Source organism: [Anoxybacillus] calidus (genome assembly GCF_013760845.1).
Lineage (GTDB): Bacteria > Bacillota > Bacilli > Bacillales > Anoxybacillaceae > Paranoxybacillus > Paranoxybacillus calidus.
In genome coordinates, this window is record NZ_JACDUU010000002.1 from 163887 (window position 1) to 189961 (window position 26075).

The following is a 26075-nucleotide window of genomic DNA, read 5'->3' on the forward strand; positions in this document are numbered from 1 at the left end:
GAAGAGGTGGTTAGGATATGGAAAGATGGTTTAACGTCGGAAAAATCGTAAATACACATGGAATTAGAGGTGAGGTACGCGTCATCTCAAAGACCGATTTTGCTGAGGAGAGATATAAACTAGGGAATACGCTTTATATCTTTATGGATCATGCGAGTGAACCAGTGGAAGTAAAAGTAAAAAGCCACCGTGTTCATAAATCATTTGACTTACTCTCATTTGAAGGTTATGACAACATCAATTTAGTTGAAAAATTTAAAGGAGCGATGATTAAAATTCCTGAAAGCCAGCTTGGGGAGTTAGAAGAAGGAGAATATTATTTTCATGAAATTATCGGGTGTACGGTTGTCACTGAGCAAGGAGAGACTGTTGGTACAGTGAAAGAAATTTTAACTCCTGGTGCGAATGATGTATGGGTGGTGAAAGGCAAGGGTGGAAAGGAGATTTTAATCCCATACATTGCGGATGTGGTAAAAAATGTGGATGTAAAAGAGAAACTCATCACTATTCATCCAATGGAAGGATTGCTTGAATGATGAGAATCGATATATTGACGTTATTTCCCAATATGTTTTCCGGTGTGTTTAGTGAATCCATTTTAAAAAAGGCGCAGGAGAAGCACGCGGTTTCTTTAAATGTCATTAATTTTCGTGAGTTTGCTGATAACAAGCATAAAACGGTAGATGATTATCCGTATGGTGGCGGTGCAGGCATGGTATTAAAGCCACAGCCAATATTTGATGCTGTTGAGCATTTAACAAAAAACAGTGCCGATCAACCGAGAATTATCTTGCTGTGTCCTCAGGGGGAACGGTATACGCAAAAAAAGGCGGAAGAATTGGCAAAAGAGAAACATTTAATTTTCATTTGCGGACATTATGAAGGATATGATGAACGTATACGCGAACATTTAGTGACAGATGAAATTTCTATCGGTGATTACGTCCTTACTGGTGGCGAGCTTGGGGCGATGGTCATTGTGGATAGCGTTGCCCGTTTGCTGCCCGGTGTGTTAGGAAATGAAGATTCACCTGTACAAGACTCATATAGTTGTGGGCTATTGGAACATCCTCATTATACACGCCCAGCCGATTTTCGCGGCATGAAAGTACCGGAAGTGCTTCTTTCTGGCAATCATCAGCTTATAGCAGAATGGCGTGAGAAAGAATCGTTGCGTCGCACCTATTTGCGAAGACCTGATTTACTTGAGCAATATCCATTGACAGAAAAACAAAAAAAATGGCTTCAGGAATTTGAAAAAAACAAAAGGTAACTATTGCATATGATACAACTTTATGTTAGTATAATCGTTGTGACTTAGATTGTTGGTCTAAGTTTTGAAAACGATGTTCCGCTGCAATGATGAAAGAGCATTGTCATGAGCATCTGTTGGAAGGAGTTGAATACGATGCATCATTTAATCCAAGAAATTACGAAAGAGCAATTAAGAACAGACTTACCAGACTTCCGCCCTGGTGACACGGTTCGCGTACATGTAAAAGTTGTTGAAGGAAACCGTGAGCGTATTCAGGTGTTTGAAGGAGTCGTAATTAAGCGTCGTGGTGCTGGAATTAGCGAAACATTTACAGTTCGTAAAGTATCTTACGGTGTAGGTGTTGAGCGTACATTCCCAGTGCATACGCCAAAAATTGCGAAACTGGAAGTTGTTCGTCGTGGTAAAGTACGTCGTGCGAAACTTTACTATTTACGTCAACTTCGCGGTAAAGCTGCACGCATTAAAGAAATTCGATAATAAGAAAAACGTTAAAAGTCTTGTTGTTCTAAAAGCTTATAGACGGAAAAGAAGGAGCTTGTTGATCAAGCTCCTTCTTTTCTACGTACATACAGTACAATATTTAGGATTCAATCCATGATTATGATAATATAAAAGTACGTACATTAAATAAATTAGGTGGGAGCAGGATGACAAAGAAAAAAAATGAAACTTGGGAGTGGCTAAAAGCAATTGTAATTGCTGTTCTTCTTGCGGGAGGAATCCGCTATTTTGTTTTTGCGCCAATCATTGTCGACGGGCTTTCGATGATGCCGACTCTGCATGATCACGATCGAATGATTGTTAACAAACTATCCTATAAGATTGGGGAGCCAAAGCGCTTTGATATTATTGTTTTTCATGCGGAAGAGGGTAAAGATTATATTAAACGAGTCATCGGCCTGCCGGGTGACCGGATTGAGTATAAAAATGATACTTTATACGTTAACGGCAAAGCGTATAAAGAGCCGTATTTAGACGAATCTAAGAAACAAGTGATTGACGGACCATTAACAGAGCCGTTTACGTTAGAGGAACTCACTGGCCAAGAAACAGTGCCAGAGGGGCATCTTTTTGTTATGGGTGATAACCGTCGCTTTAGCAAAGATAGCCGTCATATCGGATTTATTCCGATGGATAAGGTCGTAGGCAAAACGAATATTGTTTATTGGCCTCTCTCTGATATTCGTATTGTTCGATAGAATAATATAGACAAGTAAGTAGGTGGCACTGATGACGATTCAATGGTTTCCGGGCCATATGGCCAAAGCAAAACGTGAAGTTCAAGAAAAATTAAAGTTAATTGATATTGTTTTTGAACTTGTTGATGCGCGCATTCCGATGTCATCGAGAAACCCGATGATTGATGAAATTCTTGTGAATAAGCCACGGATTGTGCTGTTAAATAAAGCGGATATGGCTGATGAAGAAATTACGAAACAATGGATTGCCTTTTTTCAAAATCAACATATAAAAGCTTTAGCCATTGATTCTCAAGCAGGAACAGGGGTAAAACAAATTGTTGCCGCAGCGAAAGAAATGTTAAAGCCGAAATTTGAAAAAATGGCTGCGAAAGGAATTAAAAATCCAAGGGCGATGCGCGCGTTAATTGTCGGAATTCCTAATGTAGGGAAGTCGACATTAATTAACCGGCTTGCAGGAAAACATATTGCCAAAACGGGAGATAAGCCAGGGGTAACAAAGGCACAGCAATGGATTAAAGTCGGTAAAGAAATGGAGTTATTGGATACTCCAGGGATTTTATGGCCGAAATTTGAGGATGAAGAAGTGGGACTGAAGCTTGCGACAACAGGAGCGATTAAAGATACGATTTTAAATTTACAAGATGTTGCTGTATATGCGTTAAACTTTTTAAAACAACATTATCCGGAACGGTTAAAGGAGCGCTATTCGCTTGTCGAAATTCCTGAAGATATTGTGGCTCTTTTTGATGAAATCGGCAAACGCCGTGGCTGCTTAATGAGCGGTGGATTAGTCGATTACGACAAAGTAGCTGAACTTGTATTGCGCGAAATACGCACAGAAAAGCTGGGACGGCTCAGCTTTGAAAAACCAAATGAATAGAGAAAAGAGGATGACCTATAAGTGTCTGACCTCACACCTATATAACCATATATCGTTTGTTTACACAATATTGTATCTTATATTGTGTTGCGGGGCTGACACTTTGCTTTAGGTCAGCCTCTTTATTTTTTCTCGATTGTTGACGATATAAAATATAACAGAGGAAAGTGAGTCGTTAAGAATGAGAAAACAAACGGTGAAAGAGATTGAGCAAATATTGGCAACGATTACTGACGAACAGGACCCTAGATTCCGACAAATTTGTGCGGATGAACGAAAAAGCGTCCAAAAGCTTGTTGTGCGCTGGTATAAGCAAAAAGAACTTGAAGAAGCGCAAAAAGCGCTATTTGAGCAAATGTCTCGCTATGAGAGAGAGTTATATCAGCAAAACGTTCAGTATATCGCAGGTGTTGATGAAGTGGGGAGGGGACCAATTGCCGGCCCGGTTGTTGCCGCTGCTGTCATTTTACCTAAAAATGCCTATTTACCGGGATTAAACGATTCAAAGAAACTGTCAGAATCGAAACGTGAGGAGCTTTATAAGCAAATTATAAATTGTGCCGTTTCCATTGGCATAGGAATGGTTTCAGCCGAAGAAATCGATCGGCTCAATATTTATCAAGCCACAAAGAAAGCGATGGTACAGGCTGTGGAACAATTAACACCGCAACCTGATTACTTGTTAATTGATGCGATGGAACTACCCGTTTTCCTCCCGCAACTTTCAATCATCAAAGGAGATGCCAATAGCATTTCCATTGCGGCAAGTTCCATCATTGCCAAGGTAACGCGTGATCGATTCATGAAAGAACTAGGAAATCAATATCCGGAATATGGATTTGAAAAACATATGGGGTATGGAACGAAAGAACATTTAGAAGCGATACAAAAATACGGAATTATTTCTGAACACCGAAAATCATTTGCACCTGTCCGCGAAGCAATGCAGATACAAAAGGAGTAAAGAGAAAGATGCTTCCAAACATTCAATCATTATTGGCGCACAACTCTTTTCAAGGAGCAAAAGAGGGTACATTACGACATGAGCAAGTTGTATATGGAAAAGTAAATAAAATTTACCCAAATAATACAGCGGTTGTGCAAGTTGGCAGACATAGCTTTGTCGCCAAACTAGAGACATCTCTTACGGCAAACGAACAATATTGGTTTCAAGTCTTGTATGACAATCAAATGTTAACGTTAAAAGTATTGGAGCAATTCGAGCAACCGATATTGGATAGTAAAAACAAAGAAAAACATGCCGCTGAACAATTGATGAAAAAATGGAGTCTGTCGGACAAGGCTGGCCGCTTGTTGCGCTTTTTACTGAAACACAATCTCCCAATCATTAAAAACCATCTTCTCCAAGCAGCACAATGGCTAGAGAAAACAGAGCATATCGATGCTGCTTTGCAAGCAATAAAATTAATCTATGAAAACAATCTGCCATTTACAAAAGAAACGTTTGAAGCGATGAAAGCACTAGGAAATTCGCAGCCATTTTATAAGCAGCTCATCCATGTAAGAGATGTCTTAGAAAGTTTGCCTCAGCGAACAGAAACGATTCAAAAGCTATTAGAGCAATTAAATATGCTGCTTGAGGGACAGGCAAAAATAACAGCAAAACAATGGAATCTTTCGTTGCTTTCACATTGGCTAAGTACGAAACAAACAGATGCACAGCCAGCCTTTTCGCTTCTCCAAAAACTTGGTCTTCTTCCGCACGAAAAGACAGAGATGGAACTATTACAAACAGTCGAAAAACAGCTTTTTGAAGCGAAACACTCTCCGATGTCCAGCATCGAAGTAAAAAAAGAATTAGCGAAATTTGTAGTCCGTCTGCAAACAGCAATGCGCTTGGAAAATAATGAACAATACGAGCGACAGTTTCGCTTTCTATTGTCGCTTTTTCAAACAGAAGAAATAAATGAAGTACAACTGGTAGAACGTTATAAATCATTACTATTTAACAAACATTTATCAAAAAGTGAGCATCAGTTACTAGAAGCAATCATGGCGAACGATACGGATGACTGGAGTGTCAACGGAGGAGACAGGCTTGCAAAAGAAATAAAACAAATTATTCAATCGCTTGGATTGCAGTACGAGGCTGACTTACAATCTGCGGTCAAGGCCAAAATGATGAAAGATGTATCATTTGACGAGTTAAAGCCGCTATTGTTAAAGGTGTTGCAAGAGTTTTCTTCTAATTCCATTGTAAAGGAGGTCGTTGAATCGACCATCTATCGTCTTACAGCTCAGCAACTGCTCAGTCAAGAACACGGACCGATTCAACATATCTTTTTGCAAATCCCTTTGAGATTGGGTGAACAGTTAACAGATGTGACTGTGCAATGGCACGGGAAGAAGCGAGAAAATGGCCAAATGGATCCAAACTATTGCCGTATTCTCTTTTATTTACAGCTGCCGTTTTTAAAAGAAACCATTATTGATGTTCATATTCAAAATCGTGTGGTAAACATTTCGATTGTGACAGAAATGATGGGACTAGAGCCCCTTGTCACAGCTATGCAACCAATGTTAAAAGAAAATTTAGAAAAGTTGCGCTATAAACTATCGGCTGTAAAGGTGGTTCAAGCGGAGAAACAAAATCAACGTGATGATTCATCTCTTCGCTTTTCAGCTGTACAATTGGTACATGGAACATATTCAGGAGTGGATTACCGGATATGAATGAAAAACAAAAAGTAAAGCAAGCGATCGCATTGACGTATCGTCCTGACCGAGATGGGGCTCCTATTGTCACAGCGAAAGGAAAAGGATATGTCGCTGAAAAAATCATCGAAACAGCAAAAGAGCATCAAGTTCCTATTCAAGAGGATGCATCGCTTGTAGAAATGTTAAGTAAGCTGCAAATTAATGAAACGATACCAGAAGAGTTATATCAAGTTGTAGCGGAAGTTTTTGCGTTTGTTTATCGCGTGGAAAAGCAGTTAGCGAAAAAATAATAATAGAATTTTACAAAATAAGAGCGCTGCCTCTTATTTTTTTTTGAGTTGAAGGATTTTTTAATTTTCTGTCGAAAAGGTAGACAATATGTAAAGTAGCATTATACAATGAAAGCGCTAGTATTTTTATTTTTATACATAGGAGGATGGGACATGAATATTCATGAGTATCAAGGCAAAGAGATCCTCAGAAGCTATGGGGTTGCAGTGCCAAATGGCCGCGTTGCATTCACAGTTGAAGAAGCAGTGGAAGCGGCAAAAGAGTTAGGAAGCGAGATTTGTGTGGTAAAAGCGCAAATTCATGCCGGTGGACGCGGAAAGGCCGGAGGGGTAAAAGTAGCGAAAAGTTTAGATGAAGTTCGTACATATGCAAGTGAATTATTAGGAAAAGTGCTTGTCACTCATCAAACAGGTCCTGAAGGAAAAGAAGTAAAGCGCCTTCTTATCGAGGAAGGATGCGATATTAAGAAAGAGTACTATATTGGGTTAGTAGTAGACCGTGCCACTTCCCGCGTTGTTTTAATGGGTTCTGAAGAGGGTGGAACAGAAATCGAGGAAGTAGCAGCGAAAACACCAGAGAAAATTTTTAAAGAATACATCGATCCTGCTGTTGGTTTACAAGCGTTCCAAGCTCGACGTATGGCGTTTAACATCAATATTCCAAAGGAATTAGTGAATCAAGCCGTTAAATTTATGATGGGGCTATACCAAGTGTTTGTAGAAAAAGACTGCTCCATCGCGGAAATTAATCCTCTTGTTATCACAGGAGACGGTAAAGTCATGGCGCTTGATGCGAAGCTGAACTTTGATTCAAATGCCTTATACCGTCATAAAGAATTGTTGGAATACCGTGACTTAGATGAAGAAGATCCAAAAGAAATTGAAGCATCTAAATATGACTTAAACTACATCGCTCTTGATGGAAATATCGGATGCATGGTCAATGGTGCCGGTCTTGCGATGGCAACGATGGATATTATTAAATATTACGGCGGAGAGCCAGCAAACTTCTTAGATGTCGGTGGCGGCGCGACAGCGGAAAAAGTAACGGAAGCGTTTAAAATCATTCTTTCCGACCCGAAAGTAAAAGGCATCTTTGTGAATATTTTTGGCGGTATCATGAAATGTGACGTAATCGCAACCGGGATCGTTGAAGCGACAAAACAAGTTGGTTTAGAACTTCCGCTTGTTGTTCGTTTAGAAGGAACGAACGTTGAATTAGGCAAGAAAATTTTAGAAGAGTCTGGACTAAATATTACGGCTGCTGAGTCAATGGCTGACGGTGCGCAAAAAATCGTGGAGTTAGTAGGATAAGAAGGCGGGGGAGAAAAATGAGCGTTTTTATTAACAAGGACACAAAAGTAATTGTACAAGGAATTACAGGTTCACAAGGGTTGTTCCATGCGAAGCAAATGCTTGAATACGGTACAAAAATTGTTGGCGGAACTTCACCTGGTAAAGGCGGAACAGAGGTCGAAGGTATCCCTGTATTTAACACAGTCGAAGAAGCTGTAAAAGCGACAGGAGCGAATGCGTCTGTCATTTACGTTCCAGCTCCGTTTGCTGCCGATGCGATTATGGAAGCGGTCGATGCAGAATTAGATCTTGTCGTTTGCATTACAGAGGGCATTCCTGTGCTTGATATGGTAAAGGTAAAACGTTACATGGAGGGTAAGAAAACACGTTTAATCGGACCTAACTGCCCAGGTGTTATTACGCCTGAGGAATGCAAAATCGGTATCATGCCTGGTTACATTCATAAAAAAGGTCACGTTGGTATCGTGTCTCGCTCTGGTACGTTAACATATGAGGCTGTTCATCAGTTAACACAAGCTGGTATTGGTCAATCAACAGCTGTTGGTATCGGCGGAGACCCTGTCAACGGTACAAACTTCATTGACGTATTAAAAGCATTTAACGAAGACGAAGAAACATATGCTGTTATCATGATTGGTGAAATCGGTGGAACTGCTGAAGAAGAAGCGGCAGAATGGGTAAAAGCGAACATGAAAAAACCTGTTGTCGGCTTTATCGGCGGTCAAACAGCGCCTCCAGGCAAGCGTATGGGACATGCTGGTGCCATCATTTCCGGCGGTAAAGGAACAGCAACAGAAAAAATTAAGAAAATGAATGAATGCGGAATTAAAGTTGCTGAAACTCCAGCTGTCATCGGTGAAACATTAATCGCAGTTTTGAAAGACAAAGGCTTATACGAAAAATGTAAAACTCACTAATCAATAAGTCCCGCATGGAGAGTTTTCCGCTTCCATGCGGGGCTATTTTCTTACATACTACATAGAAAGAGGGATCCGATGCACTCAACAGTACGGGAACGGCTCATTCATCTTCATCATTGCCGAGGTATTGGTTGGAAATCCATCGCGCGTTTACTTCAACTTGACCCCTCGCTTTCAACCATCTTTGAGCTCCCATATGATACCCTTTCTGCATACCTTCCTATTACAAAAGAACAAAGTTTATTGTTTTTCCAAGATTTACATTCCATCACCATTCAAAGTATGATAAAAACATATAAGGAAAAAGATATTCATATAGTTACCGTTTTTGATAAGGAATATCCACACTTATTAAGACATATATATGAGCCACCATGGATTTTATATGCAAAAGGAAATCTTGAATGGCTGAACTTGCATAAAATCATAAGCGTTGTCGGTACACGAACGCCGACAAGAGAGGGGTTACAAGCAGTGCAAGAGCTTGTTCGGCCATTAGTGCAAAAAGGATGGATTATTGTCAGTGGACTTGCTTCAGGTATTGATACGGCTGTTCACCAAACGGCAATCCAATATGGTGGAAAAACAATTGCTGTTATTGCAGGTGGACTATCTCATATTTATCCGAAAACCAATCTTGCTTTAGCCAATGAAATAATGAAAAACCATCTTCTTATTTCGGAATATCCGCCACATATAAAGCCGCAAAAATGGCAATTTCCGTTGCGCAACCGTATTATTAGCGGTCTTTCGCTTGGGACGGTTATCATCCAAGCAAATGAACGAAGCGGTTCTCTTATTACTGCTCAGATGGCGTTAGAACAAGGACGAGAAGTATTTGCGGTTCCGGGCTCTATCTTTTTAGAGCAGGCAAAAGGGACGAACCGACTGATTCAGCAGGGGGCAAAACTAGTATTATGTTCCGAAGACATTACCGATGAGTTTAGACATTTTTTTCATTGAAATAAAGAAACATGAAAATTTTTCATAAACTTGTTTGACAAATACGATAAGAATCATTAATAATAATGAAGATTTTAATTTTACCTCTTAAGGGAGGAAGATGAATGTCCGATTATCTAGTAATTGTAGAGTCACCCGCTAAAGCAAAAACAATTGAAAGATATTTAGGAAAAAAATATAAGGTAAAAGCATCGATGGGACATGTTCGCGACTTGCCAAAAAGCCAAATGGGCGTTGATATAAATAATCATTATGAGCCGAAATATATAACGATTCGAGGCAAAGGACCAGTCATTAAAGACTTGAAAACAGCGGCGAAGAAAGCAAAGAAGGTATTTCTTGCTGCTGACCCTGACCGTGAAGGGGAAGCGATTGCTTGGCATTTAGCACATATGCTTGATTTAGATATTCATTCCGATTGTCGTGTCGTTTTTAATGAAATTACAAAAGATGCAATTAAAGAATCGTTTAAACATCCGCGGGCAATCAATATGCATTTAGTAGATGCACAACAAGCTCGTCGTGTACTTGACAGGCTAGTAGGCTATAATATTAGTCCGCTTCTTTGGAAAAAGGTCAAAAAAGGCTTAAGTGCTGGACGAGTGCAATCGGTAGCTTTAAGATTAATTATTGATCGGGAAAAAGAAATTAAGGAATTTAAACCAGAAGAATATTGGACGATTCAAGGAGAGTTTCTAAAAGGAAATGAAACATTTGAAGCTTCCTTTTATGGAGTTGACGGAAAAAAGCTCGAACTAAAAACAGAGGCGGACGTTCAAGAGATTTTAGCTCGAATGAAAGGGAACGTTTTTACCGTTCAAACAGTAACAAAGAAAGAGCGAAAAAGAAATCCGGTTCCACCGTTTACTACTTCTTCGTTACAACAAGAAGCGGCACGTAAACTTAATTTTCGGACAAAGAAAACGATGATGCTTGCACAACAGCTATATGAAGGCATTGATCTTGGAAGCGAAGGAACGGTCGGTTTAATTACGTATATGAGAACGGATTCAACTCGGATATCGGAAACGGCACAACAAGAAGCGATGGCATACATTGAATCTACATTTGGCAAAGAATACGTTTCACAAGAAAAAAGAAAAGAGAAGAAGAGCACAAATGCGCAAGATGCTCATGAGGCCATTCGTCCTACTTCAACGTTAAGAGAGCCAAATTCCATCAAAGAATATTTGACTAGAGACCAGTATCGTTTGTATAAACTAATTTGGGAACGTTTTGTAGCCAGCCAAATGGCTCCAGCGATTCTTGATACAATGAGTGTAGAACTGGTGAATGAAGGGGTGCTTTTCCGGGCAACGGGTTCAAAAATCAAATTTCCGGGCTTTATGAAAGTATATGTAGAAGGAACAGATGATCAAAATGATGAACAGGATCGCCTCTTGCCGGATTTAATAGAGGGAGAAAATGTTTTTAGCAAAGACATTATCCAGAAGCAACACTTTACACAGCCACCTCCTCGCTACACGGAAGCGCGTTTAGTAAAAACTTTAGAGGAGCTTGGAATCGGAAGACCGTCAACGTATGCTCCGACACTTGACACAATTCAAAAAAGAAATTATGTTGTATTGGAAAACAAGCGGTTTGTACCAACTGAGCTAGGGGAAATTGTTTTAGAACTGATGTTAGAGTTTTTCCCGGAAATATTGGATGTTGAGTTTACTGCCAAAATGGAGAAAAGCCTTGATGAAATTGAAGAAGGAAAAGTGGAATGGGTAAAAGTCATTGATGAATTTTATCGTGAATTTGAAAAGAGGCTCAAAATAGCGGAAAAAGAAATGAGAGAAGTAGAAATAAAAGATGAACCAGCAGGGATTGACTGCGAACAATGTGGCAGTCCGATGGTTTATAAAATGGGGAAATTCGGGAAGTTTGTTGCATGCTCCAACTTTCCACAATGCCGTCATACAAAGCCGATCGTAAAAGAAATCGGCGTAAAATGTCCACGCTGTCATGAAGGCAACATCATTGAACGGAGCAGCAAAAAAAGACGTGTCTTTTACGGATGTGATCGCTTTCCAGAATGCGATTTTGTTTCATGGGATAAACCGCTTGCCCGTTCATGTCCGAAATGTGAAGGCATGTTAGTTGAAAAGAAATTAAAAAAGGGTGTACAAGTACAGTGTATGGAATGTGATTATAAAGAGGAACCACAATCATAACGGTGAGCGGCCCACGGTCCTCACCGCTTTTATGTGCAGCTAGTCAAAATAGGAGGAATAAAGATGACTCAACCAATTGTCAACGTAATCGGCGCAGGACTCGCTGGTAGTGAAGCAGCATGGCAGCTGGCGAACCGAGGCGTACAAGTGCGTTTATATGAAATGCGTCCGGTTAAACAAACACCAGCCCATCATACTGATAAATTTGCAGAACTTGTTTGCAGTAATTCATTACGGGCTAATTCGCTAACAAATGCGGTTGGCGTTTTAAAAGAGGAAATGCGAAGATTAAACTCTGTTATTATTAAAGCTGCGGATGAATGTTCCGTTCCAGCAGGAGGAGCGCTTGCTGTAGACCGCCATGAATTTGCTGCAAAAGTGACACAGTTAGTTAAAAACCATCCGAATGTGACGGTCATTAACGAAGAAGTAACAGACATACCAGAAGGGCCGACAGTCATTGCGACAGGACCTTTAACGTCAAAAGCTTTGTCTGATAAATTAAAAGAGCTGACCGGGGAAGAATATTTGTACTTTTATGATGCCGCAGCTCCGATTGTGGAGAAAGACAGCATTGATATGGAAAAAGTATATTTTAAATCCCGTTATGATAAAGGAGAGGCAGCCTATATTAACTGTCCGATGACGGAAGAAGAGTTCGATCGCTTTTATGAAGCGTTGATTTCTGCGGAAACGGTTCCATTAAAGGAGTTTGAAAAAGAAATTTATTTTGAAGGTTGCATGCCGATTGAAGTGATGGCTCAGCGTGGTAAAAAAACGTTATTATTTGGCCCGATGAAACCAGTTGGCTTAGAGGATCCACGGACGGGGAAACGTCCTTTTGCGGTTGTACAACTTCGCCAAGATGACGCAGCAGGCACATTGTATAACATCGTTGGTTTCCAAACGCATTTAAAATGGGGGCCGCAAAAAGAAGTTATTCGTCTTATTCCTGGGCTTGAGAATGCTGAAATTGTTCGATACGGCGTGATGCATCGAAATACATTTATCAACTCTCCAAAGCTGCTCAGGCCAACATACCAATATAAAGAGCGTGAAGATTTATTTTTCGCCGGACAAATGACTGGCGTAGAAGGGTATGTTGAGTCAGCGGCTTCGGGGCTAGTTGCTGGAATAAATGCTGCTAATCTGGTTCTTGGCAAGGAATTAGTCGTCTTTCCACCAGAAACAGCAATCGGAAGTATGGCACACTATATTACATCGGCTAATCCAAACCATTTTCAACCGATGAACGCAAATTTTGGACTGTTTGCTCCGCTTGATGAAAAAATCAAGGACAAAAAGAAAAAAAATGAACGGTATGCTGAAAGAGCCTTAGAAACAATTCAGAATTTTATAAAAAAATAATGAAAATTCATTGCAAGGGTTACTAAATTGTGTTACTATTTAGTAGCCCTTGTGAGGTGTTGCGCATGGAAAATGTGAAAAATCCGTTAAATTTGTTTATTGAATATTTACAAATAGAAAAAAATTATTCAGAATATACAATTGTGTGTTACAAGCGTGACATAGAAGAATTTATTGAATTTATGAAGCGGGAAGCAATCGTTGACTTTAGTGAAGTGACGTATGGTGATGTGCGATTGTTTTTAACGGATTTGCATAAGAAACATCAAGCAAGTCGTTCAGTTGCCAGGAAGATTTCCAGTTTGCGAAGTTTTTATAAATTTTTGTTGCGTGAAAAAAAAGTATTGGAAAATCCGTTTTCGCTCGCTTCTTTGCCAAAAAAAGAGCAAAAAATTCCAAAATTTTTATATTCTGAGGAATTAGAAAGTTTATTTCATGTCAATGATTTAAATACAGCCATCGGTCAACGGAATCAAGCGCTGATTGAGCTTTTATATGCGACCGGAATACGTGTAAGTGAATGTTGCCAAATCCAACTTACGGATATCGATTTTTCGGTTTCAACCATTCTTATTCATGGAAAAGGAAAGAAACAGCGCTATGTACCGTTCGGCAGTTATGCAAAAGATGCTCTCAAACGGTATATTCATGATGGAAGAGAACAGCTATTGCAAAAAGCAAAAACGAGTCACAAATATTTATTTTTAAATTTTCGAGGGAATCCATTAACCCCTCGTGGTGTGCGCAACATTTTAAATGAAATGGTAGAAAAAGCCGCCATTACCCAGAAAATTAGCCCACATGTTCTTAGACACACGTTTGCAACTCATCTTCTTAACGAAGGTGCTGATATGCGTACGGTTCAAGAGCTATTAGGGCATGCACATCTTTCATCAACACAAGTTTATACTCATGTAACGAAAAATCGTTTGCGTAATATTTATTTACATACACATCCGCGGGCATAGAAAAAGCCGCCGATTGTAAGGAGGTTTATAAAAATGGGAAATTTTCACGCAACGACCATCTTTGCGATTCAACATAACGGGAAGTGCGCGATGGCTGGAGACGGTCAAGTAACATTTGGAAATGCTGTTGTGATGAAACATACAGCGAAAAAAGTTCGTAAATTATTTCATGGTAAAGTGCTTGCTGGATTTGCCGGCTCCGTTGCAGATGCATTTACACTGTTTGAAATGTTTGAAGGTAAGCTCGAAGAATTTAATGGTAACTTACAACGCGCGGCTGTCGAATTAGCCAAGGAATGGCGCAGTGATAAAGTATTACGCAGATTGGAAGCAATGCTTATCGTGATGAATGAAAATCACTTGCTTTTAATTTCTGGTACTGGGGAAGTCATCGAACCAGATGATGGAATTTTAGCGATTGGTTCAGGAGGTAACTATGCTTTAGCGGCTGGGCGGGCATTAAAGCAATATGCTGGAGAACATTTGACAGCAAAAGAAATCGCTAAAGCAGCCTTAGAAATTGCAGCGAATATATGTGTATATACAAATGACAGCATTATAATAGAAGAACTGTAATAGAGAGGAGGGAGAGTAATAATGAAAGAAAACTTAACACCGCGGCAAATTGTAGAAAAGCTTGATCAATTTATTGTCGGGCAGAAGGATGCGAAAAAGGCGGTGGCCATCGCATTAAGAAACCGTTACCGTCGCAGTTTGCTTGATGAAAAATTACGAGATGAAATCGTTCCTAAAAATATTTTAATGATTGGGCCGACAGGTGTTGGTAAAACAGAAATTGCAAGAAGGCTTGCAAAGCTTGTCGGCGCGCCGTTTGTAAAAGTAGAAGCGACAAAATTTACAGAAGTCGGTTATGTTGGCCGCGATGTCGAATCGATGGTGCGTGATCTGGTTGAAACATCTGTGCGTCTTGTTAAAGAAAGAAAAATGAATGAAGTAAGAGATCGCGCTGAGGAACAAGCGAATAAGCGACTTATCGAATTACTAGTTCCAGGCAAGCAAAAACAGACAATGAAGAATCCATTTGAATTATTATTTGGCGGAGGACAGTCAACTCAACAAGAAACAAGCAACTCTTTCGATGATCAATATATTGAAGAGAAAAGAAAACAAGTTGCTGTAAAGCTTGCAAATGGTGAATTGGAAAACGAATTGGTTACTATTGAAATAGAAGAACAGCAAGCGATGATGTTTGACTTTTTGCAAGGAACAGGCATTGAGCAAATGGGTATGAACATGCAAGATGCATTAAGCAGCTTGATGCCGAAAAAGCGGAAAAAGCGGAAGTTGAAAGTAAGTGAAGCTCGAAAAGTTTTAACGAATGAAGAAGCACAAAAGTTGATTGACATGGATGAAGTAGCGCAAGAAGCGGTTCAACTTGCCGAACAATCAGGAATCATTTTTATTGATGAGATTGACAAAATTGCTAGAAAAGGACAAAGTGCTTCTTCGGCCGATGTTTCGCGTGAAGGTGTGCAACGTGATATTTTGCCGATTGTCGAAGGTTCGACCGTGATGACCAAATACGGTCCTGTAAAAACAGATTATATTTTGTTTATTGCTGCTGGTGCCTTTCATATGGCAAAGCCTTCTGATTTAATCCCAGAATTGCAAGGACGTTTTCCGATTCGCGTAGAATTATCGAAACTCACGGTCGATGATTTCGTAAGAATATTAGTTGAGCCGAATAATGCGCTTATTAAACAATATACAGCTTTATTAGCAACAGAAGGTATACAACTTGAATTTTCAGACGATGCTATTCGTAAGATTGCAGAAGTTGCCTTTGAAGTCAATCAAAATACAGATAATATTGGTGCTAGACGCCTTCATACAATTATGGAAAAATTGCTGGAGGATTTATCGTTTGAAGCACCAGAAATTACGCTTCAAAAGGTAGTGATTACTCCGCAATATGTTGAGCAAAAACTAGGTAATATCGTAAAAAACAAAGATTTAAGTCAATTCATTTTATAGTAATGAGAATAGGAGGATGTAAAACATGAATTTATTACAAAAAACGAGAAGAATTAATGCTATGTTGCAAAAAGCGGCAGGAAAACCTGTAAACTTTAAAGAAATGGCTGAAACACTTTGTGAAGTAATCGAGGCGAACATCTTCGTTGTTAGTCGCCGCGGTAAATTGCTTGGATTTGCCATCAAGCAATCGATTGAAAACGAGCGAATGAAAAAAATGCTTGAAGATCGTCAATTCCCTGAAGAGTATACAAAAAATTTATTTAATATTACTGAAACATCACCAAACTTAGATATTAACAGTGAATATACAGCGTTCCCTGTCGAAAATCGTGACTTATTTAAAACAGGATTGACAACAATTGTACCAATTAATGGCGGCGGTGAACGTCTTGGTACATTAATTTTATCAAGATTAGATGCTGAATTTAACGATGATGATTTAATTCTTGCGGAGTACGGAGCAACTGTCGTTGGCATGGAAATTCTTCGTGAGAAAGCAGAAGAAATCGAGGAAGAGGCAAGAAGCAAAGCGGTTGTACAAATGGCTATCAGCTCTTTATCTTATAGCGAACTTGAAGCGATTGAGCACATTTTTGAAGAATTAAATGGAACAGAAGGTTTATTAGTTGCAAGTAAAATTGCTGATCGTGTCGGCATTACACGCTCTGTAATTGTGAACGCGCTTCGCAAACTTGAAAGTGCTGGTGTTATTGAATCGCGCTCTCTTGGTATGAAAGGAACATATATTAAAGTGTTAAACGATAAATTTTTAACTGAATTAGAAAAATTAAAAGCAAACTAAAATTAAAAACAAACTTAAATTAAAAGAGGCGGACTCACAAAGGTCGGACACCTCCGAAGTATCGATATACGACGTTTCTTGTCGGAGGGGATGACTATTTGTTTGAGTACGCCTCTTTTTTTAGTGGAATATCGTTGTTGAAAAATATGTTTCTTAGTTAACGCAAAAGGGAAACACACATAATGACCAGCTATAAAAAAAACATGGAAATATATGTATGAAAAAATAGTACTATCTTCCCGGTATACATAATTTGTATAATTTTTTAAAATAAGATTCGGGTGCATATTTTATCGTTTTTTGTAAAAAAAAGTCTTAATTTGTTGAAATATACTTTAAAGAGGGGATTTTCTTTGAAACTGTTTTCGCATACATTTAATGTTCTCGAGCAAGGTCTTGATTATTCTTCGCTGAAACAAAAAGTAATTTCACATAATATTGCTAATGTGGATACACCCAATTATAAAGCAAAGCAAGTTCACTTTAAGACGGAGTTAAACAATGCGCTGCAATCATTAAAAGCCTATCGCACTCATCCGAAACATTTTGAATTTAAAAAGAAAACTAGCAGCTATTTTTCGGTGATGACGAGAAATGATGTAGTATATAATCATAATGGAAACAGTGTCGATATTGATAAAGAAATGTCGGATTTAGCGGAAAACCAAATTTATTACAACGCTCTCGTTGAACGCTTAAATAGTAAATTTAACTCATTGAAAAACGTAATAAGAGGAGGAAAGTAATAAATGTCGATTTTTCAAAGTCTTAATACAACTGCCTCAGCACTTACAGCACAGCGGTTGCGAATGGATGTGATCTCCTCGAATATGGCGAATGTTGATACAACGCGGGCGAAAATGGTTGACGGAAAGTGGCAGCCTTATCGTCGTAAAATGATTGTAACGGAACCGAACGAGGGAGGATTTTCTGCTTTCTTAAATGCAGCGATAAATAAGGACACCGCTTCAATTGGAAATGGTGTAAAAGTAACGAAAATTGTCGAGGATCAAACACCTTTTAAACTTGTATACGATCCGACTCATCCAGATGCGAACAACGAAGGATATGTGCAATTGCCGAATGTTGACCCATTAAAAGAAATGGTTGATTTAATCGGTGCAACGAGATCATATGAGGCAAACGTAACTGTTTTTAATGCAACAAAAGGAATGTTAATGAAAGCATTGGAAATAGGAAAATAAAAGGAGTGTGGATAATGATTGACAGCGTTAAAGGAAATTTGTTTTCAACGGCTATTCAGCCATCTTCTAAATCGGTAAAGCCGGCAGAAGCAGGGAAGGCTTTTTCGCGATTTTTGAAAGAGGCAATCGATAAAGTAAATACAGAACAAGTCAAGTCTGATATCATGACAGAAAAGTTAGTGAAAGGTGAAAACATTGATTTACATCAAGTGATGATTGCTTCACAAAAGGCAAGTATTTCTCTTCAATTAGCTCTTGAAGTGCGCAATAAAGTGGTTGAAGCGTATCAAGAGGTTATGAGAATGCAAGTATAAAAAATAATAAAATGACCGAGACATGAAAAACGGTTATTAGTTATAGCTATTTGTCCATCTCACAATAACCGGGGGAATATTATGAATGAGAGAATGAGAGATTACATAAATAAAATATCGACTTTTTGGAACGGACGGACCAAATCGCAAAAAATGATGATGATTGGTTCGTTCCTGCTGTTTATTATCATCGTTTCAGTAGCGTCGTTTTTTGCAACGAGAACGAACTTTGTACCGCTCTATTCCAATCTTTCTCCGCAAGAAACGGGGCAAATCAAAGCTACATTAGATGAACGTGGTATAGAATCAGAGATTACCGACAATGGTACAACAATAAAAGTGCCTGAACAAGTAGTTGATACGTTAAAAGTTGAATTAGCAGCAGAAGGAATCCCGAATAGCGGCAATATCGATTATTCATTCTTTGGTGAAAATGCTGGTTTTGGCATGACAGACAACGAGTTTAATGTGTTAAAGCTAGAAGCGATGCAAACAGAGCTTGCAAACTTAATTAAAGAGATTGACGGAATCGAAGATGCAAAAGTGATGATTAACTTGCCGCAGCCAAGTGTGTTTGTTAGTGATCAAGAAGAGGAGGCTTCCGCTTCCATTGTTTTAAAAACAAAACCAGGATACAAATTTAATGAACAGCAAATTAAATCACTTTATCACCTTGTTTCAAAGAGTGTTCCTAATCTTCCTACTGAAAATATCGTCATTATGAATCAATTTTTTGAGTATTTTGATTTGAAAAATAAAGAAAATTTTTCGACAACTACAACATTTGCTACACAACATGAAATTAAAAAGCAGATTGAACGAGATATTCAACGTCAAGTACAACAAATGCTTGGAACGATGATGGGACAAGATAAGGTGGTTGTTTCCGTCACTGCGGATATCGATTTCACTCAAGAAAATCGTAAAGAAAATCTCGTTACTCCTGTTGATGAGGAAAATAAGGAAGGAATTGCTGTCAGTGTACAGCGTATTACAGAAACGTTTTCGGGTAAAGGTGCGCAGCCAGGAGGCGTAAATGGTACTGGAGAAAATGAAATACCAAATTACCAATCCATTAATGAAGAGGCAAATGGTGATTATGAACGAATTGAAGAAACAATCAATAATGAGGTTAATCGAATCAAGAAGGAAATTATCGAAAGTCCGTATAAAATTCGGGATTTAGGTATTCAAGTCATGGTTGAACCGCCAAATCCAAAAAATCCGAACTCATTGCCGCAGCAAACGGTAGAGGATATCACAAAAATATTAGGTACTATTGTTCGTACTTCGATTGATAAAAAAGTTGGTGAACAATTGACAGATGAGGATATTAACAATCGGGTAGTAGTCTCTGTGCAGCCGTTTAACGGTAAGATAAAATTTGACGAGCAGAAGCCAACGATTCCGATGTGGGTATATATCGGTGGCGGAGTGCTTCTTGCGATTATTATTGGTTTACTCATTCTTCTGTTGCGTCTCAGACGCCAGAAAGATGAAGAAGAATTCGCTGATTTCATTGAACAACCAGCTGCACCTAATATTCCTGATATTAATGAAGAAATAGAAACAGAAGCGTCACTGCGAAGAAAGCAGCTTGAAAAACTAGCAAAAGAGAAACCAGACGAGTTTGCGAAGCTTTTAAGAACATGGTTGGCTGAAGATTAGGGGGGACAATTATGGCAAAAAAAGATAGAAAAGGAGAACTATCCGGAAAACAAAAAGCTGCCATCCTCCTCATTTCTCTTGGACCAGATGTGTCAGCATCTGTTTATAAGCATTTATCCGAAGAAGAAATCGAAAAGTTGACACTTGAAATTTCGAATGTTCGCCAAGTAGAAGTTCAAGAAAAAGAGGCTGTTTTAGAGGAGTTTCACCAAATTGCCTTAGCGCAAGACTATATTTCACAAGGTGGGATTGCGTACGCAAAAGAAGTATTAGAGAAAGCTCTCGGCAGTGAAAAAGCGATGAATATTATTAACCGTTTAACTTCTGCTTTAATGGTGAGACCATTTGATTTTGCGAGGAAGGCTGATCCGGCACAAATTTTAAACTTTATTCAAAACGAACATCCACAAACGATTGCGCTTATTTTGTCATACTTGGATCCAGCGCAGGCTGGTCAAATTTTATCAGCTTTGCCTCAAGAAATGCAGGCGGATGTTGCTCGGCGAATTGCGCTGATGGATCGAACGTCACCGGAAATTATTAGCGAGATTGAACAAATTCTTGAGAGAAAGCTTTCAACGACAGTCGTGCAAGACTATACGCAAACGGGCGGTATTGAAGCGGTGGTCGAAGTATTAAACGGTGTTGACCGAAGCACCGAGCGCACGATTCTCGACGCGCTTGAAATTCAAGACCCAGAGCTTGCAGAAGAAATTAAGAAGCGGATGTTTGTCTTTGAAGACATTGTTACGCTTGATAATCGTGCGATTCAGCGTGTTATTCGTGATGTCGATAATACAGACTTAATGCTTGCTCTTAAAGTCTCGAGCGATGAAGTCAAAGAAGTGGTGTTTAAAAACATGTCTAAACGCATGGCAGAAACCTTTAAAGAAGAGATGGAATTTATGGGACCGGTTCGTCTTCGCGATGTCGAAGAGGCACAATCCCGCATTGTTGCAGTCATTCGTCGCCTTGAGGAGGCAGGTGAAATTGTCGTAGCTCGAGGTGGAGGTGATGATATCATTGTCTAAAATTATTAAAGCGCCTTTTACTAGAAACGTTGGTAATGATAAAAGGGTAATAGAAATTAGAAATTATTTTACTGCACCGAAGCAAGTGCCTGAGACAAATAACGATATACAGACACAGTTGCAAGCACAAACCATTTTGGAAAATGCAAAAGTAGAAGCAGAAACGCTAAAAAGAGAAGCCCAACTTTATTATGAGACTGTTCAGCAGCAAATAGCGCAAGAAAAAGAAAATTGGGAAGATGAAAAACAGCAATTTGTTGAAATGGCGAGAAAAGAAGGATATGAAATCGGTTTGCAGCAAGGCTACCAAGACGGATTAGCACAGTATCATCAGCTAATTGAGCAGGCAAAACAAATTGTAGAATCAGCCCATAACGAGTATTACCAGCAGATTGAAGCCGCCAATGAAACAATTTTTTTAATCGGTCTAAAAGTAGCTGAAAAAATATTAGATGTACATTTAAGTGAGAATGATGAACATTTTGTCTCCCTTGTAAAACGGGCGATAAGAGAAGTTCGTGAACATTCAGAAGTAAAAATTTATGTACATCCGACCTATTACGATGTAGTGATTAGTCAAAAAGACGAACTTAAAGAAATATTTAATCAAGAGGTTGATTTGTTTATTTATCCAGACGCGCAACTTTCTGAACATGGTTGCATCATTGAATCTCCGTTTGGCCGTATTGATGCAAGTATTGATATACAACTTAAGCAAATCAAAGAAAAATTGCGTGAGCGGCTTGAGCAATTAGAGGAGGCATAACCGTTTGAATTGGCAAACCATTTTCCATGAGATTGAAACGGTAGATTCATATAAACGATTTGGTAAAGTGACAAGGGTCATCGGACTCATGATTGAATCAAAAGGACCGGAAAGCTCAATTGGTGATGTATGTTACATTCATGTTGGCGGAAAACGAAAACAACAAATTGCCGCTGAAGTGGTCGGATTTCGCGACGAAAATGTGCTATTAATGCCTTTTTCGACCGTTCATGATATTTCGCCTGGATGTATGGTAGAAGCAACGGGCAAACCACTGCAAGTAAAAGTCGGTGTCGAGTTAATTGGCAAAGTACTGGACTCGCTAGGAAACCCACTCGATCAAAGTAAATTGCCAAAGGGACTGACAGCGATATCGATTGAGCAGTCTCCACCGAATCCACTGGCAAGACCACCGATTAATGAGCCGATTGAAGTAGGCGTACGCATGATTGACAGCCTCCTAACCGTAGGCAAAGGTCAACGTGTTGGGATATTTGCTGGTTCAGGTGTCGGTAAAAGTACGTTAATGGGCATGATCGCTCGCAATACAAATGCTGATTTAAACGTAATAGCCTTAATTGGCGAACGTGGCCGTGAAGTTCGAGAGTTTATTGAACGAGATCTTGGTTCGGAAGGTTTAAAACGCTCCATTGTTGTTGTCGCCACTTCCGATCAACCTGCTTTAATGCGCATAAAAGGTGCGTATACAGCGACGGCTATTGCTGAGTATTTCCGCGACAAAGGTATGAATGTCATGCTGATGATGGACTCAGTGACCCGTGTTGCCATGGCACAGCGGGAAGTTGGACTAGCCGTAGGCGAACCACCGACAACGAAAGGATATACTCCGTCAGTGTTTGCGATATTGCCGAAACTATTGGAGCGAACCGGCACAAATGAGCATGGAACGATTACGGCTTTTTATACCGTTTTAGTTGACGGTGACGATATGAACGAACCCATTGCTGATACGGTTCGTGGTATTTTGGATGGCCACTTTGTATTAGAACGTGCTTTAGCAAACAAGGGACAATATCCAGCTATTAACGTACTAAAAAGCGTCAGCCGCGTCATGAATAATATCGTCACAAAAGAGCATCGCGCTGCGGCAGAAAAACTGCGTGATCTCCTTTCCACTTATATTAATTCGGAGGACTTAATTAATATAGGGGCGTATAAAAGAGGTTCATCTCGAGAAATTGATGAAGCGATTCGCTATTATCCAAAAATTATATCGTTTTTAAAACAAGATATTCATGAGAAATTTTCCAAAGAAGAAAGTATTGAAACGCTTCTTGAACTAATGAACTCAGGGTGAATAAGAAGTGGGTTATCAATTTAAATTCGAAAAAATTTTATTTATCAAAGAGAATGAAAAAGATAAAGCATTAGGAGAATACAACGAGGCAGTAAAACGCTTTGAAGAAGTGGCGAAGAAATTGTACCATTTTTTGAAACAAAAAGAGGACTATGAAGAAATGCATCAACAAAAGCTGCAAGCCGGTTTACCGATACAGGAAATCCGCTACTTTCAACAATTTATTACGAACTTAGAGAGAACAATTAGCCACTATCAGCAGCTTGTTGTTCAAGCGAGACAGCAAATGCAGCTTAAACAAATGAAGTTGGCGGAATTAAATATTGAAGTGAAAAAATACGAAAAAATGAAAGAAAAATATTTTCAAACTTTTTTACAAAAGCTGCAAGCCGAAGAAAACAAGTTGATGGATGAAATTTCGATTCAACAATTTGTCAACCGAGGAAATTAGGTGAGACTATGAAAAATGTAGAGTTAGAGAAAGATGAAGCATCAGAAAAAAGCTACAGCAAATTGCTATGGTTCTTGTTTGTCGTTTTGATTCCATTGTTATTTGCGATTACGTTAACGCTTGTCATTATGACTGTTGCTGGCGTAAACGTATTGGATGCAGCCAAACAATACGGTGAAAAAATTCCTGGAATCTCGCAATTAATCCAAGATGAACAAAAAACTTCCGAACAAATTTTGAAAGACAGACTCATCGAACAAAGAGCAACACTCGAGGAGAAGACTCTGCAAGTTAAAAAACTTGAACAAGAATTAGAAAATAAACAGAAAGAAATTGACTCTTTAAAAAATGAAATTGAGCGCCTGAATGCAGAAATGGAAACAAAGCAAAAATCAACTGAGGCAGAACAAGAACAAAAGCAAACGATGAAAGACATTGTAAAAATGTATGAATCGATGTCAGCCAAAAATGCTGCGCAAATTATTACGGAATTGTCAGATAACGATGCAGTAACAATTCTTTCATCTCTAAATAGTGAAAAGGCAGCAGATATACTTGAAAAAATGGATCCTGCTAATGCGGCGAAGTATACGAGCTTATTAGCGAAAAAGGCGGAAGCGAATCAAGTTCAGTGAAGGGGGGTGAAAGAGTGAGAATCGGATATTATCAACAACTGCCGATTAAAAGTAACTCGATCAATCAAACAAAAACAAAAGCTGATCAAAAAACAGAAGTAAAAAATGTGTTTCAACAAATGCTTTCACAAGAACAAGCAATCAATAATAGTAATTCGGCAACGCATTTGTATAGAGAAGAAAAGCCAACAGAAAATCCAGGAATAACAGAAGAAAAAGTGTTAAGTAATTTTCAAGTAAGCGATGAACTTCTTTATGAAGAAACGTTGAATGATGGACTGATTGAGCTCTTGATAAATAACTTACCGAATAACTTGGTAGAAAGTATAAATGAAAAACTCAAAACGGATTTGCCGGTTCTTTCTACACTTATAGGTGACTTCAAAGGTTCCGATTCAGAAGACGCTGTTTTCATGTTAATGTCACTCTTTCAAACAGATTTTACGGAAATGAATCAAGACACTTTAACAAAATTAAAAAAGCAATTAGAAAAAATATTTAACGTGTCTTTGCAAATCGAAGAAACGAGTGTAGAGTCATTCATTCAAGCTTTTGTAAAAAAGCTAAATGAAAATAACCATATAAAAATTGCCGGATTGCCAATCGCCAAAGAGCATGATTTACCAAAGGATGTTCATGTGGCCCAATTAAACAAACCGTTAACATTTCATCAAGGATCCAGTGAATGGCTCAACCCTTTACTGCAAACGAATAAAAACGTATTCGTTCAACAATTAGCAAATCACTTACAGGAATTCACTGCTAATAAGTTAGAAACGAACATAGGGAAGATGAAAGAAAACGACTTAATATTAACGGGTAATAACATGACAATTCTTTCTCTTCCACAAGAGAGAACGCCGGTCATTTCTTTAAATGAAACGGCTCCAAAATCAATCGTCAATCAACAGTTTGTTCAACAACTATTCGAAATCATGAAAGGAAGCAAATTTACGCAATTAGGAAATGGACAATCTCAACTCATTGTCCGTCTGCACCCTGATCATTTAGGTTCATTGACTATTAAACTGGTTCAAGAAAATGGAGAACTGATGGCGAAAATTATTACTTCAACTACTTCGGCAAAAGAATTAATTGAAGCAAACATCCATCAAATTCGCCATGCTATCCCAGCGCAAAATATTACGGTTGAAAAGTTTGATGTATTGACACAACAGCAAACATACGAGTCATTCTATCGGGAACAACAGCGGGAGTCGCATGAGCAGCAACATACTCGCCAGGAGCAACATAATGGTTCGAATCAACATCAGGAAGATGAAATGAATTTTAAAGATGCTTTTACAGTAGAATTACTGAATTTACGAGCGTAGGAGAGTTCGAACATGGCAAATACAATTGATCCTAGTTTACTATTATCAAACTATAAACCACCTGAAAGAAAAACAGGTGAGCAAAACTTAGGTAAAGATGATTTCCTTAAAATTTTGCTTGTTCAACTACAAAATCAAGATCCGCTGAACCCGTTAGAAGATAAAGAATTTATTTCACAAATGGCAAATTTCTCTGCGCTTGAACAAATGACAAACATGGCAAAGATGATGGAAAAGTTCATTGAATCGCAAAACGAAAATGCCGTCTTAAGATACAGTGAAATGATAGGGAAGAAAGTTTATTGGGAACAAATTCAAGAAAATGAAGACAGTCAGCAAACTGTAACTGAAAGCGGCATTGTGAAATCAGTTGTACAGAAAAATAACGAAATTATTTTAGAGCTAGAAGATGGAAAAACAGTATTAGGCAAGTTTATTACAAAAGTTGAAATGCCAACTGTTGAAAAACAATAATCACAGGTTAAAAAAATCTACTAATTAGGGAGAGGA

28 protein-coding genes are annotated in these 26075 nt (G+C 38.8%); all 28 read left to right on the forward strand.

Annotated features, from left to right (window positions below; translation table 11 throughout):
• Positions 1–17: 17 nt before the first annotated feature.
• On the forward strand, positions 18–536 hold the full coding sequence (rimM, locus tag HNQ85_RS05085; RefSeq protein ID WP_181536680.1) for a ribosome maturation factor RimM: 519 nt from the start codon (positions 18–20) through the stop codon (positions 534–536).
• Positions 536–1273, forward strand: coding sequence for a tRNA (guanosine(37)-N1)-methyltransferase TrmD (gene trmD / locus HNQ85_RS05090; RefSeq protein ID WP_181537000.1), 738 nt, complete (start codon positions 536–538; stop codon positions 1271–1273). Before rimM ends, trmD begins: the two co-directional genes overlap by 1 nt.
• Before the next feature lie 135 nt (positions 1274–1408).
• Positions 1409–1753 (forward strand): 50S ribosomal protein L19, encoded by a 345-nt coding sequence (rplS, locus tag HNQ85_RS05095; protein ID WP_181536681.1) that lies wholly within the window; start codon positions 1409–1411, stop codon positions 1751–1753.
• A 170-nt stretch (positions 1754–1923) separates the two neighbouring features.
• Positions 1924–2475 (forward strand): signal peptidase I, encoded by a 552-nt coding sequence (gene lepB / locus HNQ85_RS05100; RefSeq protein ID WP_181536682.1) that lies wholly within the window; start codon positions 1924–1926, stop codon positions 2473–2475.
• A gap of 22 nt (positions 2476–2497) precedes the next feature.
• Positions 2498–3358 carry a ribosome biogenesis GTPase YlqF gene (gene ylqF, locus HNQ85_RS05105; protein WP_181536683.1) on the forward strand — a complete coding sequence of 287 codons (861 nt, stop codon included), beginning with the start codon at positions 2498–2500 and terminating at the stop codon, positions 3356–3358.
• Positions 3359–3539: 181 nt separating this feature from the next.
• Positions 3540–4322 carry a ribonuclease HII gene (locus HNQ85_RS05110; protein WP_181536684.1) on the forward strand — a complete coding sequence of 261 codons (783 nt, stop codon included), beginning with the start codon at positions 3540–3542 and terminating at the stop codon, positions 4320–4322.
• Between the two features lie 8 nt (positions 4323–4330).
• Complete coding sequence (locus HNQ85_RS05115; protein ID WP_181536685.1) at positions 4331–6052, forward strand: hypothetical protein; 1722 nt, start codon at positions 4331–4333, stop codon at positions 6050–6052.
• Entirely contained in the window at positions 6049–6327 is a 279-nt protein-coding gene (locus HNQ85_RS05120; protein WP_181536686.1) for an EscU/YscU/HrcU family type III secretion system export apparatus switch protein, read from the forward strand. The genes HNQ85_RS05115 and HNQ85_RS05120 overlap by 4 nt, the downstream gene beginning before the upstream one ends.
• A gap of 153 nt (positions 6328–6480) precedes the next feature.
• Positions 6481–7641 (forward strand): ADP-forming succinate--CoA ligase subunit beta, encoded by a 1161-nt coding sequence (gene sucC / locus HNQ85_RS05125; protein WP_181536687.1) that lies wholly within the window; start codon positions 6481–6483, stop codon positions 7639–7641.
• Between the two features lie 17 nt (positions 7642–7658).
• Positions 7659–8561: a succinate--CoA ligase subunit alpha gene (gene sucD / locus HNQ85_RS05130; protein WP_181536688.1), complete on the forward strand. Its 903-nt coding sequence runs from the start codon at positions 7659–7661 to the stop codon at positions 8559–8561.
• A 78-nt stretch (positions 8562–8639) separates the two neighbouring features.
• The gene (gene dprA, locus HNQ85_RS05135) at positions 8640–9527 is read left to right on the forward strand and encodes a DNA-processing protein DprA (protein ID WP_181536689.1); all 888 of its coding nucleotides are present in this window, start codon (positions 8640–8642) and stop codon (positions 9525–9527) included.
• A 104-nt stretch (positions 9528–9631) separates the two neighbouring features.
• Complete coding sequence (gene topA / locus HNQ85_RS05140; RefSeq protein ID WP_181536690.1) at positions 9632–11707, forward strand: type I DNA topoisomerase; 2076 nt, start codon at positions 9632–9634, stop codon at positions 11705–11707.
• Between the two features lie 63 nt (positions 11708–11770).
• A complete protein-coding gene (gene trmFO / locus HNQ85_RS05145) occupies positions 11771–13075 on the forward strand; it encodes an FADH(2)-oxidizing methylenetetrahydrofolate--tRNA-(uracil(54)-C(5))-methyltransferase TrmFO (protein ID WP_181536691.1) in 1305 nt (434 codons plus the stop codon).
• A gap of 65 nt (positions 13076–13140) precedes the next feature.
• A complete protein-coding gene (gene xerC, locus HNQ85_RS05150) occupies positions 13141–14043 on the forward strand; it encodes a tyrosine recombinase XerC (protein ID WP_181536692.1) in 903 nt (300 codons plus the stop codon).
• A gap of 33 nt (positions 14044–14076) precedes the next feature.
• Positions 14077–14619: an ATP-dependent protease subunit HslV gene (hslV, locus tag HNQ85_RS05155; protein WP_181536693.1), complete on the forward strand. Its 543-nt coding sequence runs from the start codon at positions 14077–14079 to the stop codon at positions 14617–14619.
• A 21-nt stretch (positions 14620–14640) separates the two neighbouring features.
• On the forward strand, positions 14641–16038 hold the full coding sequence (hslU, locus tag HNQ85_RS05160; protein ID WP_181536694.1) for an HslU--HslV peptidase ATPase subunit: 1398 nt from the start codon (positions 14641–14643) through the stop codon (positions 16036–16038).
• A 25-nt stretch (positions 16039–16063) separates the two neighbouring features.
• Complete coding sequence (codY, locus tag HNQ85_RS05165; protein WP_181536695.1) at positions 16064–16843, forward strand: GTP-sensing pleiotropic transcriptional regulator CodY; 780 nt, start codon at positions 16064–16066, stop codon at positions 16841–16843.
• Between the two features lie 353 nt (positions 16844–17196).
• Positions 17197–17589, forward strand: a complete 393-nt coding sequence (flgB, locus tag HNQ85_RS05170; protein ID WP_181536696.1) for a flagellar basal body rod protein FlgB — start codon at positions 17197–17199, stop codon at positions 17587–17589.
• Between the two features lie 3 nt (positions 17590–17592).
• Positions 17593–18048: a flagellar basal body rod protein FlgC gene (gene flgC, locus HNQ85_RS05175; protein ID WP_181536697.1), complete on the forward strand. Its 456-nt coding sequence runs from the start codon at positions 17593–17595 to the stop codon at positions 18046–18048.
• A 14-nt stretch (positions 18049–18062) separates the two neighbouring features.
• The gene (fliE, locus tag HNQ85_RS05180) at positions 18063–18362 is read left to right on the forward strand and encodes a flagellar hook-basal body complex protein FliE (protein WP_181536698.1); all 300 of its coding nucleotides are present in this window, start codon (positions 18063–18065) and stop codon (positions 18360–18362) included.
• Positions 18363–18443: 81 nt separating this feature from the next.
• Positions 18444–20030, forward strand: coding sequence for a flagellar basal-body MS-ring/collar protein FliF (fliF, locus tag HNQ85_RS05185; protein WP_181536699.1), 1587 nt, complete (start codon positions 18444–18446; stop codon positions 20028–20030).
• An 11-nt stretch (positions 20031–20041) separates the two neighbouring features.
• Positions 20042–21061 (forward strand): flagellar motor switch protein FliG, encoded by a 1020-nt coding sequence (fliG, locus tag HNQ85_RS05190; protein ID WP_181536700.1) that lies wholly within the window; start codon positions 20042–20044, stop codon positions 21059–21061.
• A complete protein-coding gene (gene fliH / locus HNQ85_RS05195; RefSeq protein WP_181536701.1) occupies positions 21045–21827 on the forward strand; it encodes a flagellar assembly protein FliH in 783 nt (260 codons plus the stop codon). The genes fliG and fliH overlap by 17 nt, the downstream gene beginning before the upstream one ends.
• 4 nt (positions 21828–21831) lie before the next feature.
• Entirely contained in the window at positions 21832–23145 is a 1314-nt protein-coding gene (gene fliI / locus HNQ85_RS05200; RefSeq protein WP_181536702.1) for a flagellar protein export ATPase FliI, read from the forward strand.
• Between the two features lie 7 nt (positions 23146–23152).
• Positions 23153–23596 (forward strand): flagellar export protein FliJ, encoded by a 444-nt coding sequence (gene fliJ / locus HNQ85_RS05205; RefSeq protein WP_181536703.1) that lies wholly within the window; start codon positions 23153–23155, stop codon positions 23594–23596.
• 8 nt (positions 23597–23604) lie between these two features.
• Positions 23605–24231 (forward strand): MotE family protein, encoded by a 627-nt coding sequence (locus tag HNQ85_RS05210; RefSeq protein WP_181536705.1) that lies wholly within the window; start codon positions 23605–23607, stop codon positions 24229–24231.
• A gap of 14 nt (positions 24232–24245) precedes the next feature.
• A complete protein-coding gene (locus HNQ85_RS17900; RefSeq protein WP_181536706.1) occupies positions 24246–25565 on the forward strand; it encodes a flagellar hook-length control protein FliK in 1320 nt (439 codons plus the stop codon).
• 12 nt (positions 25566–25577) lie between these two features.
• Positions 25578–26039 carry a flagellar hook assembly protein FlgD gene (gene flgD, locus HNQ85_RS05220; RefSeq protein WP_181536707.1) on the forward strand — a complete coding sequence of 154 codons (462 nt, stop codon included), beginning with the start codon at positions 25578–25580 and terminating at the stop codon, positions 26037–26039.
• The last annotated feature ends 36 nt before the right edge of the window (positions 26040–26075 follow it).

Bases quoted from the DNA above. Each gene is read 5' to 3' on its own strand.
- sucD (WP_181536688.1), top strand. From the start codon at position 7,659: ATGAGCGTTTTTATTAACAAGGACACAAAAGTAATTGTACAAGGAATT.
- rimM (WP_181536680.1), top strand. From the start codon at position 18: ATGGAAAGATGGTTTAACGTCGGAAAAATCGTAAATACACATGGAATT.
- fliE (WP_181536698.1), top strand. From the start codon at position 18,063: ATGATTGACAGCGTTAAAGGAAATTTGTTTTCAACGGCTATTCAGCCA.
- fliF (WP_181536699.1), top strand. From the start codon at position 18,444: ATGAATGAGAGAATGAGAGATTACATAAATAAAATATCGACTTTTTGG.
- fliH (WP_181536701.1), top strand. From the start codon at position 21,045: ATGATATCATTGTCTAAAATTATTAAAGCGCCTTTTACTAGAAACGTT.
- trmFO (WP_181536691.1), top strand. From the start codon at position 11,771: ATGACTCAACCAATTGTCAACGTAATCGGCGCAGGACTCGCTGGTAGT.
- HNQ85_RS05110 (WP_181536684.1), top strand. From the start codon at position 3,540: ATGAGAAAACAAACGGTGAAAGAGATTGAGCAAATATTGGCAACGATT.
- dprA (WP_181536689.1), top strand. From the start codon at position 8,640: ATGCACTCAACAGTACGGGAACGGCTCATTCATCTTCATCATTGCCGA.
- HNQ85_RS05115 (WP_181536685.1), top strand. From the start codon at position 4,331: ATGCTTCCAAACATTCAATCATTATTGGCGCACAACTCTTTTCAAGGA.
- HNQ85_RS05210 (WP_181536705.1), top strand. From the start codon at position 23,605: ATGAAAAATGTAGAGTTAGAGAAAGATGAAGCATCAGAAAAAAGCTAC.
- codY (WP_181536695.1), top strand. From the start codon at position 16,064: ATGAATTTATTACAAAAAACGAGAAGAATTAATGCTATGTTGCAAAAA.
- flgC (WP_181536697.1), top strand. From the start codon at position 17,593: ATGTCGATTTTTCAAAGTCTTAATACAACTGCCTCAGCACTTACAGCA.
- trmD (WP_181537000.1), top strand. From the start codon at position 536: ATGAGAATCGATATATTGACGTTATTTCCCAATATGTTTTCCGGTGTG.
- sucC (WP_181536687.1), top strand. From the start codon at position 6,481: ATGAATATTCATGAGTATCAAGGCAAAGAGATCCTCAGAAGCTATGGG.
- xerC (WP_181536692.1), top strand. From the start codon at position 13,141: ATGGAAAATGTGAAAAATCCGTTAAATTTGTTTATTGAATATTTACAA.
- flgD (WP_181536707.1), top strand. From the start codon at position 25,578: ATGGCAAATACAATTGATCCTAGTTTACTATTATCAAACTATAAACCA.
- HNQ85_RS05120 (WP_181536686.1), top strand. From the start codon at position 6,049: ATGAATGAAAAACAAAAAGTAAAGCAAGCGATCGCATTGACGTATCGT.
- lepB (WP_181536682.1), top strand. From the start codon at position 1,924: ATGACAAAGAAAAAAAATGAAACTTGGGAGTGGCTAAAAGCAATTGTA.
- hslV (WP_181536693.1), top strand. From the start codon at position 14,077: ATGGGAAATTTTCACGCAACGACCATCTTTGCGATTCAACATAACGGG.
- rplS (WP_181536681.1), top strand. From the start codon at position 1,409: ATGCATCATTTAATCCAAGAAATTACGAAAGAGCAATTAAGAACAGAC.
- fliG (WP_181536700.1), top strand. From the start codon at position 20,042: ATGGCAAAAAAAGATAGAAAAGGAGAACTATCCGGAAAACAAAAAGCT.
- topA (WP_181536690.1), top strand. From the start codon at position 9,632: ATGTCCGATTATCTAGTAATTGTAGAGTCACCCGCTAAAGCAAAAACA.
- hslU (WP_181536694.1), top strand. From the start codon at position 14,641: ATGAAAGAAAACTTAACACCGCGGCAAATTGTAGAAAAGCTTGATCAA.